The organism is Rhodococcus sp. (in: high G+C Gram-positive bacteria) (assembly GCF_049591685.1).
Lineage (GTDB): Bacteria > Actinomycetota > Actinomycetes > Mycobacteriales > Mycobacteriaceae > Rhodococcoides.
Window position 1 is genome coordinate 1 of sequence record NZ_JBAWFH010000276.1, and the last position, 9597, is coordinate 9597.

Sequence of the window (9597 nt, forward strand, 5' to 3'; positions counted from 1 at the left end):
CCGCGAGCCTGCCGAGCTCGGCGGCGAAAACGAGCCCGACCGCCACGGCCGCGCCGTGGCGCCAGCGGTACCGCTCGCGCCGCTCGATGGCATGCCCCAGAGTGTGCCCGTAGTTCAAAATCTCACGCAGACTGGATTCACGAAGATCCGCGGCGACAACGCGCGCCTTCACTTCGACGGAGCGCCGAATCAATTCCGGCAGAACAGTTCCCGTTGGATCGAGCGCCGCAGCCGGATCGGCTTCGATGAGGTCGAGAATTACGGGGTCGGCGATGAACCCCGTCTTGATGACCTCGGCCAGACCGGCGACGATCTCGTTCCGCGGAACCGTTTCCAGGGTGGCGAGATCCACCAGTACTGCCGACGGCTCGTGGAAAGCACCGACCAGGTTCTTGCCTGCCTCGGTGTTGATGCCAGTCTTGCCCCCGACCGCGGCGTCGACCATCGCGAGCAGAGTGGTCGGAACGTGGACGATCTTGACGCCGCGCATCCACGTCGCGGCGACGAACCCTGCAAGGTCGGTGGCTGCACCGCCGCCGAGACTGACGACTGCGTCGCTACGAGTCATACCTATGCGGCCGAGCACCTCCCAACAGAATCCCGCGACGGCGAGCTCCTTGCCGTCTTCGGCGTCCGGAATCTCGATCCGGTGAGCATCGATGCCGCGCTCGGCCAACGCCGCGCGCACGGCCTCGGCTGTTTCCGCCAGGGGCGGTTGATGGAAGATCGCGACGGTGGCCACACCGGCGAGCTCCTCCACGAGATCGGTCAGCAGTCCCCTGCCGATGATCACCGGGTACGGCTGGGCAGTTTCCACCATGACGCGCACTGGGTCTGTCATCGGTTCACCTCATCCACTCGTGACTTCACTGTTCGTCGGATCGTGCATGTGCGGGCGGGGTCGCGCTCCCCGCACCGTCGTGATGCTGCTTCAGCTTCGCAACGACCTGCCCGACCACGCGGGAGGGGCTTCTGCCGTCGGTACGCACTCGGATGGTTGCCACCGACCGGTACAGCGGACGGCGAACGCGCATCAGCTGCTGATAGCGCGATCGCGGGTCGGGTCCGGCCAGCAGCGGACGCGCCGAATTGGCACCGGTGCGCCGAAGCCCTTCTGCCACACTGATTTCCAGGTAGACGACCGGCACCTGCGCCAGCAAGGCCCGGGTACGTTCGGACAGAATGGATCCACCGCCGAGGGAGACGATTCCGGTGTGGTGCGCCAACGCGTCGGCGACCACCTGTTCCTCGATCTCCCGGAAGGCGGGTTCGCCGTCGACCGCGAAGATGTCGGCGATGGTCCGACCGGTTCGCCGCTCCAACGCGACATCGGTGTCGAGGAGCTCGAGTTCGAGTTGAGCGGCCACTCTGCGACCGATCGTCGACTTGCCGGCGCCGGGTGGTCCGACCAGCACCGCGTACGGAGTCATCGCGGTGGGCGGGCCGCAGAGCCCTTCACGTAGTGATCGACGTTGCTCACCGTCTCCGCGAGCGAATCGCCACCGAACTTCTCGAGCGCCGCCTGAGCCACGACAAGGGCGACCATCGTCTCGGCCACGACACCCGCAGCCGGAACGGCGCACACGTCGGACCGCTGGTGGATTGCGACGGCTTCCTCGCCGGTCGTCATATCGACGGTCGATAGGGCACGGGGAACAGTGGAGATCGGCTTCATGGCTGCGCGAACACGCAGCGCTTCGCCGTTCGTCATTCCACCTTCGAGGCCACCCGCGCGGTTGGTCGACCGCAGAATGCCGTCGGGACCGGGCTTCATCTCGTCGTGAGCGGCGCTGCCGCGCCTGCGGGCTGTCTCGAAGCCGTCGCCGACCTCGACACCCTTGATGGCTTGAATGCCCATCAACGCTGCGGCGAGGCGCGAGTCGAGGCGTCGACCACCGCTGACGAAGGATCCGAGGCCGACCGGGAGTCCGTGTACGACGACCTCGACGATGCCACCGAGGGTGTCGCCGTCGCGCTTCGCAGATTCGATCTCGGCGATCATGGACTCTTCGGCGGCCTTGTCGAACGCACGCACGGGGCTCGCGTCGATCGCGTCCAGATCGTCACCCTCGGGGGGCGGGCCCACGTAGGGATCCGACGGACCGATCGAGATGACATGCGAGACGACGTCGACTCCGAACGCCTGCTTCAGGAACCGGCGGGCAACGGTGCCGATGGCCACGCGGGCCGCGGTCTCGCGCGCGCTGGCACGTTCGAGAACCGGACGGGCGTCGTCGAACCCGTACTTGAGCATGCCCGAGTAGTCGGCGTGGCCCGGGCGCGGACGCGTGAGCGGACTGTTGCGGGCGAGATCGGCGAGCACGCTCTCGTCGACCGGATCGGCCGACATGACCTGCTCCCACTTCGGCCACTCCGTATTGCCGACCTCGATGGCAATGGGCCCGCCGAGCGTTCGGCCGTGCCGTACTCCCCCGGTGATGGTGACCTTGTCCGCCTCGAACTTCATCCGTGCGCCGCGGCCGTAGCCGAGTCGCCGCCGTGCGAGTTGGGTGGCAATGTCGTCGGTCGTCACCTCGACACCCGCGACCATTCCTTCGAGGATGGACACGAGGGCGGGGCCGTGAGATTCTCCGGCGGTAATCCAGCGCAGCACGGAGTCATCTTTTCACGCCATGGGCGCCGCCATGACCAGCAGGGTCGCCAGGCACATCGACGGCCCGTGGGGCACCGAGCGGCACGCGCCCGATCCGTGTCGCTGCAGTGCTGCGAACACGAGACCGGTGACGCCGGTGAGCAGCGGCGCGAGCAGTGCAGCAGCAACCCAGGCGTCTGTACCGACCGACGCGGCAACGGCGCCCAACGCGAAAGCGAGCTTCACATCCCCGGCTCCGAACGCCGCAGGCAGGCCGACGTGCACCGTCAGGTAGCAGCAGAACAACCCGGTGCCGCCCACGAGCGCGGCGCCGAGGCCGTCGACGGTCGCGGCGTACACGAGTACTGCGACCGCCCCGGCGGCGGTCAACAGATTCGGCAGGCGTCTGGACCCGACGTCGATGCATGTCAGGCACGCGCACCACGACAGGAACGCGAACGTGGCCGTGCCGGCGCCGACCATCGCACCGACCGCCCACATGCACGAGGTCACGATCGGCAACCCCACCGGCCGCCACGACGGAACGAAACGCCTGAGCGCCCGGTCGGTCAGACAACCCACGAGCAGACCGGCGACGGAGAACAGCAACGGCTGCACGAACGACATCCACGACATGGCACACGATGCTCGTCGACGGCTGCGGGTTCATCACGCGCATACGGCTGGTCGCACATCGGCCTGTGGAGCAACGCCGTGCCTGTGGAGAACGCCGTGCCTGTGGAGAACGCCGTGCCGGCGATGATTTCCGGGTGAGGTCGGTTCGAGGGGAACCTGCGTCAGCCGATGTCGAGCGCCGCGCGCATGGCTCGGCGCGGCGCTGGAAGAGAGGTGAACTGCTCGACCTGTCCGTATGCCTGATTGAGTAGCATCTCGAGACCCGAGACGACCGTGCCACCCGCCCGCTGAACGGCCTGGGCCAGTGGTGTCGGCCATGGATCATAGATGGCATCCAGTACGACCGGTGCGTTCGCGATCATCTCCGCAACGGGCGCAACGCCGACCGCGGGGACGGTGCTGACGACAACCGCGGACCTCGACGCCACGTCGGCCAAACCGAGGTCGTCCACGCAGAGGTAGGCCACGTCGAGTCCGCATGCCTGTGCGCATGCGAGCGTCTCGCGCGACCGCAGCTCCGAGCGGGCCACGACGGTGACCGACGCCGCACCGAGCGCAGCAAGCGCAATGACGGCCGGCCTGGCGGTACCGCCCGCACCGATCACGACGACCGACCGTCCTGTCAAATTGCGAATTCCGTTCTCTTCCAACGCTCCTCGGACCCCGTCGACATCGGTGCAGTCTGCGCGCCACCCGGCAGCCGTTCTGATCAGCGTGTTCGCGGACCCGGCCAGAACGGCACGTTCGGTGCGCTCGTGCGCGAATTCGAGAGCCGCCACCTTGCCCGGCATCGTCACCGACACCCCGACCCACTCTCGGCCGAAGCCTCCGACCAGGGCCGGGAGTTGCTCGGCCGTACATTCGATTCGGTCGTACGTCCAGTCGTGCAGCCCGAGCACCGCATACGCTGCCCGGTGGAGCGGTGGCGACTTGGAATGCGCGATCGGGCTACCCAGTACAGCAGCGCGCACCGATCAGCGACCGCTCTCGAGGAATCCGTCCTCGACCCTGCCGATGTTCGCGAGATGCTCGCTGTATTCGCGCGTGAACAGCGTCTCGCCCGCCTGATTGATGGTCACGAAGTACAGCCAGTCGCCCTCCGCGGGTGACTCGACGGCTTCGACCGCAGCGACGCTCGGGGAGGCGATCGGCGTGGCGGGCAAGCCCTCCATCGCGTACGTGTTCCACGGGGTCACCGTTGCGCGGTCGAGATCGGTGGTGGCCACCTCAGTGGTGTCGAGGGCGTAGTTGACCGTCGAATCGAACTCGAGCTGCTGAGGTTCGGCCAACCGGTTGATGATGACGCGCGCCACCTTGCTGAAGTCGGCAGGCAGCGCTTCGCGCTCGACGAGTGACGCCGCAACCAGCGTCTGGTACGGATCGAGCCCCGAGCCGCTACCCGCGGTCAGGATGCCGGTGTCCTCGTACGTCTGCGCGCTGTCGGTGACCAGTTGACGCAGAATGTCCGCAGCGGACGACGTCGGATCGATGTCCCAGCTCCCCGCCGCAATCAGCCCTTCGAGCTGACGATCACGGTCCGGTACGTCGCGAATGCGTGTCGATGCCCAGTCGGGCACCCCGAGCGCCGACGGATCTTCGGTCGCGCCTGCCGCATTGAACTCGTCGTACGAAATGCACGTCGGAGTACCCACACCAGTCGTGTCGATGCAGCTGGCCTCCGACAGCAAGGTGTAGATGCCCTTCTTCACGGCATCGGTGTTGACGTCGCGAGAATCGTGCAGTTGCCTGCCCTCCGAGATGACGACGCCGCCGACGCGCGCAGCCGGATCGACCAACGCATCAACCGCCTCGGCCGCAGGAACATTGCTCGGCAGAAGGTAGTAACCGGGTTGCACGGCCTCTATTGCAGAGTTCTGCACCGCCGCACCCATGAACGCACCCGTGCTCGCTACGACGCCCTTGTCGACGGCCTCGACACCGATCTGTTCGGCAGTGTCACCGGATTGCACCCGAACGACCACCGCGTCACCCGGATTGCCCGCCGCATAATCGTCGGGCAGCGCGGGCCCGCCGCTGAGCCTGTCGTAGACGAACCACCCGCCTCCGGCGAGTACCAGCACCAAGATCAATCCGAGAGCGAGTCCAACGACGCGGCCGCGCTTCCTGCGGGTCCGCGCCGCACGCACCTGCCTGCTCTCCGCGCGGCTCTGCCCCACCTCACGCGGACCTGCGTCCCGGCCGTGTGCACCCGCCATGTCGGTACTGTCCCGATCAACAGCCGCCCTCTGAACAGCTGGTCCGTGAACAGCCGCCCCATGAACAGCCGCCCCATGAACAGCCGCCCCATGAACAGCGTTGTGAAATTCGCTGCCCTCATCGACCCGATACCCGATCGGGTCGGTGTGCGCTTCGTCCTCGTACTGCCTGTTGTTCACTCGCCGACCTCCGCTGTACGCCCTGGCTCTGCCGATGTGGTGTGACTGGTGTTCTGTTGCACTGCGAGAGAAGAGGAACGCTCGTCCAGCCATCCCTGCAGGATCGCGACCGCTGCGGCCTGGTCGATGACCGCCCGTTGCGACTTCGCTCGGACCCCGCTCTCGCGCAGGGCGCGCGTGGCGCTCACGGTAGTCAACCGCTCGTCCGCCATGCGGATGGGGACGTCGGGAATCCTTCGCTGAAGCAGGCGAGCGAATCCTTCGGCGGCCTTGACCGCCGAACCGCTCTCACCGCGCAACGTACGCGGCAGCCCGATGACCACCTCGACGGCCTCGTACTCACGAATTATCGCGACGACGCGGGCGACGTCGGATGCGTCACTGCCCTTGGCCTTCGACCGAGCGACGGTCTCGACCGGAGTGGCGAGAACGCAGGCGGGGTCGCTCGAGGCAACACCGATACGAACGCTCCCCACGTCGATACCGATCCGCCGACCGGGGCCCGGGTCGTCTGCGCCGGGACGGTCGGGTTCACGAGTTCGTGGGGTCGGCTGCGGTGGGGTGGGCTGCGTCGGATCTGCCACGATCAGGAGTCGGCGGCTTCGGCGATCCGGGCACGCACCGCGGTGATCGCCTGCGGGACGCCGTCCGGGTTCGAACCGGACCCCTGGGCGGAGTCGGCTTTGCCACCGCCCCGGCCGTCGATCGCAGGTCCGAAGCTCTTGACGAGCTCGCCCGCCTTGACTCCGGCATCCTGCGCGCCGCGGTTCGTGGACACGACGAACGGAACCTTGCCGTCCACCGAACCGAAGAGCACCACCACAGCAGGGTCATTGCCGAGCCGGCCCCGAACATCCGACGCCAGTCCGCGTAGATCGTTGCCTCCGACCCCTTCCGGAGCTTGGGCGATGACGGCTCGAACGCTACCGATGCGCTCGGCGTTCGCCGCGAATTCGCCCGCCTTCGCGAGGACGGACGCGGCTTTGACCGCTTCCAATTCCTTTTCGGCGGAACGTAGCTTCTCGACGAGCGTCTCGATTCGAGCCGGAACCTCTTCGGTGGGGACCTTCAGAGTCGACGCCACGCCTGCGAGAAGGGCGCGCTCCTTCGCGAGGTAGCGGTACGAATCGAGACCGACGAAGGCCTCGACACGTCGGACGCCGGACCCGACGGACGACTCGCCGAGCAGTGTGACGGGGCCGATCTGTGATGAGTGTTGGACGTGCGTTCCGCCGCACAGCTCCATCGAGAACGGGCCGCCGATCTCGACGACGCGAACCCGATCGCCGTAGTTCTCGCCGAACAGCGCCATCGCACCCATCGCCTTGGCGGTGTCGAGGTCGGTGATCGAGGTGTTGACCGCGTAGTCGGCGCCGATGGCATCGTTGGTGACGGCCTCGATGTCGTCACGCTGCGAGTCGCTGAGCCCTCCCTGCCACGAGAAGTCGAAGCGTAGGTAGCCGGGCTTGTTGAGAGAACCGGCCTGTGTCGCATTGGGTCCGAGGACCTGCCGGAGTGCAGCGTGCACCATGTGTGTGCCCGAGTGCCCCTGCGTCGCACCCTTGCGCCACGCCGGGTCCACGTCAACGCGTACGACGTCGCCCTCGGTGATCTGACCGGCCTCGACCGTCACCTTGTGCGTCCACAACTTCTTGGCGATCTTCTGGACGTCGTCGACCTTCACCTTCAGGCCCGGGGCAGTGATGGTTCCGATGTCGGCGATCTGACCACCCGATTCTGCATACAGCGGCGATCGGTCGAGGATGACCTCGACCGATTCACCCACAGTGGCCGTCGGAACCCGGACTCCGCCCGAGATCAACGCCAGAACCGTTGCCTCCGAGGACAATTCGTCGAATCCGGTGAACTCGGTCGGGCCGCGGTCGACGAAGTCCTTGTAGACGGACAGGTCGGTGTGCGCATGCTTGCGCGCGCGGGCGTCGTCCTTCGCTCGTTGGCGCTGTTCCGTCATCAACGAACGGAAGCCCTCTTCGTCGACCTGCAGGCCGGCTTCGGACGCCATCTCCAGTGTGAGATCGATCGGGAAGCCGTACGTGTCGTGCAGAGCGAACGCTTCAGCCCCGGCAATGGTCTTCTTGCCCGACGCCCGGACCGCCTCGGCCGTGGTGTCGAACAGCTTGGAACCCGATGTCAGGGTCTTGAGGAACGCCGTCTCCTCGCCCACGGACACGGTGAGGATTCGATCGAAGCCGGTGACGAGTTCCGGGTAGGACTCGGCCATGGTGTCGCGCACGACGGTGATCAGCTCGGCCATGCTCTGATCGGGTGCACCCAGCAGACGGGCGGAGCGCACGATGCGACGCAGCAGACGACGAAGCACGTAGCCACGACCGTCGTTGCCCGGGTTGATTCCGTCGGAGATCAGCAGCGCGGCCGTCCGTGCATGATCGGCGATGACACGGAAGCGAATGTCGTCTGCCTGGTTGGCGCCGTAACGCCGACTGCTGAGCTCCTCGGCCTTGGCGATGACCGGCCGCACGAGATCGGTTTCGTAGACATTGTCCACGCCCTGCAACAGGAACGCGACACGTTCGACGCCCATGCCGGTGTCGATGTTCTGCTTGGGGAGCGGGCCCAGGATCTCGAAATCGTCCTTGCCGGTTCCCTGGCCGCGTTCGTTCTGCATGAACACGAGGTTCCAGATCTCGATGTACCGATCCTCGTCGGCCTCGGGGCCACCCTCGGCGCCGTACTCAGGGCCGCGGTCGTAGTAGATCTCCGAGCAGGGACCGCACGGGCCGGGGATACCCATCGACCAGTAGTTGTCTGCCATGCCACGGCGCTGGATGCGCTCGTCGGGAATCCCCGCCAGTTCCTTCCACAGTGCAATGGCCTCGTCGTCGTCGAGGTAGACGGTGACCCAGATGCGCTCTGGATCGAAGCCGTAGCCGCCGTTCTCGACCGACGAGGTCAGCAGCGACCACGCATGCCGAATCGCGTCGCGCTTGAAATAGTCACCGAACGAGAAGTTGCCGGCCATCTGAAAGAAGGTGTTGTGCCGCGTGGTGATACCGACGTTCTCGATATCGAGAGTGCGAACGCACTTCTGAACGCTGGTCGCCCTGGCGAAGGGCGGCGTCTGCTGACCCAGGAAGTACGGAACGAATTGCACCATGCCCGCATTGACGAAGAGCAGGTTCGGATCGTCGAGCACCAACGAGGCACTGGGCACTTCGGTGTGCCCGGCCTTCACGAAGTGGTCGAGGAAACGACGACGAATGTCATGGGTTTGCACTGGTACAGGTTAACGCCCCTACCCCGTGCATCGCGCAGTCCCCGCGACCTGCGTGTTCCTCTCCTCGGCTACCCGCGGCGCCCTCAGCGACCACGAACGATCCGGCGCAACTTCCCCACCCTGGGACCAATCTCGCGTTCGACACCGTGATCGGTCGGCCGGTAGTAATCGACCCCCACCAACTCGTCCGGCGGGTACTGCTGTTTGAGCACCCCGCCCGGGTCGTCGTGCGGAAATTTGTACCCGACCGCGCTCCCGAGAGCCGCAGCCCCCTTGTAGTGCCCGTCGCGTAAATGCGCCGGCACCGCACCGGATTTGCCTGCCGCAACGTCTGCCATCGCAGCGCCGAGCGCAGCGATGACAGCTCCCGATTTCGGGGCCGTCGCAAGGTGAATCGTTGCCTGCGCCAGAGCCAATCGCGCCTCGGGCATACCGATGAGCTGCACTGCGGTAGCCGCGGCAGTGGCCGTTTGCAGCGCCGTCGGATCTGCCATACCCACGTCCTCGCTCGCGTGTACGACCAGCCTGCGGGCGATGAAACGAGGATCCTCCCCCGCGGTGATCATGCGGGCGAGGTAGTGCAACGCAGCGTCGACGTCCGAACCACGAATAGATTTGATGAACGCACTGATGACGTCGTAGTGCTGGTCGCCGTCACGGTCGTAACGCACCGCAGCCTTGTCGACGCTCGCCTCGACGGTTGCCAAGTCGAGCAC

Annotated in this window: 9 protein-coding genes; all 9 read right to left on the bottom strand. The window is 66.3% G+C overall.

Going from position 1 to position 9597, the window contains the following annotated elements; genetic code table 11:
- A partial coding sequence (gene aroB / locus WBQ44_RS11630) for a 3-dehydroquinate synthase (protein WP_495566845.1) occupies positions 1 to 841 on the bottom strand: 841 nt, incomplete at its 3' end.
- Positions 842 to 866: 25 nt separating this feature from the next.
- Positions 867 to 1430: a shikimate kinase gene (locus tag WBQ44_RS11635; protein WP_495566846.1), complete on the bottom strand. Its 564-nt coding sequence runs from the start codon at positions 1428 to 1430 to the stop codon at positions 867 to 869.
- Positions 1427 to 2614 carry a chorismate synthase gene (gene aroC / locus WBQ44_RS11640; protein WP_495566847.1) on the bottom strand — a complete coding sequence of 396 codons (1188 nt, stop codon included), beginning with the start codon at positions 2612 to 2614 and terminating at the stop codon, positions 1427 to 1429. Before aroC ends, WBQ44_RS11635 begins: the two co-directional genes overlap by 4 nt.
- A 12-nt stretch (positions 2615 to 2626) precedes the next feature.
- On the bottom strand, positions 2627 to 3229 hold the full coding sequence (locus WBQ44_RS11645) for a prepilin peptidase (protein WP_495566848.1): 603 nt from the start codon (positions 3227 to 3229) through the stop codon (positions 2627 to 2629).
- 161 nt (positions 3230 to 3390) lie between these two features.
- The gene (locus WBQ44_RS11650) at positions 3391 to 4200 is read right to left on the bottom strand and encodes a shikimate dehydrogenase (RefSeq protein WP_495566849.1); all 810 of its coding nucleotides are present in this window, start codon (positions 4198 to 4200) and stop codon (positions 3391 to 3393) included.
- 3 nt (positions 4201 to 4203) lie between these two features.
- Positions 4204 to 5625, bottom strand: a complete 1422-nt coding sequence (locus WBQ44_RS11655; protein ID WP_495566850.1) for an endolytic transglycosylase MltG — start codon at positions 5623 to 5625, stop codon at positions 4204 to 4206.
- On the bottom strand, positions 5622 to 6209 hold the full coding sequence (gene ruvX, locus WBQ44_RS11660; protein WP_495566851.1) for a Holliday junction resolvase RuvX: 588 nt from the start codon (positions 6207 to 6209) through the stop codon (positions 5622 to 5624). Before ruvX ends, WBQ44_RS11655 begins: the two co-directional genes overlap by 4 nt.
- 2 nt (positions 6210 to 6211) lie before the next feature.
- Entirely contained in the window at positions 6212 to 8881 is a 2670-nt protein-coding gene (gene alaS / locus WBQ44_RS11665; RefSeq protein ID WP_495566852.1) for an alanine--tRNA ligase, read from the bottom strand.
- Between the two features lie 83 nt (positions 8882 to 8964).
- A partial coding sequence (locus WBQ44_RS11670) for an AAA family ATPase (RefSeq protein ID WP_495566853.1) occupies positions 8965 to 9597 on the bottom strand: 633 nt, incomplete at its 5' end.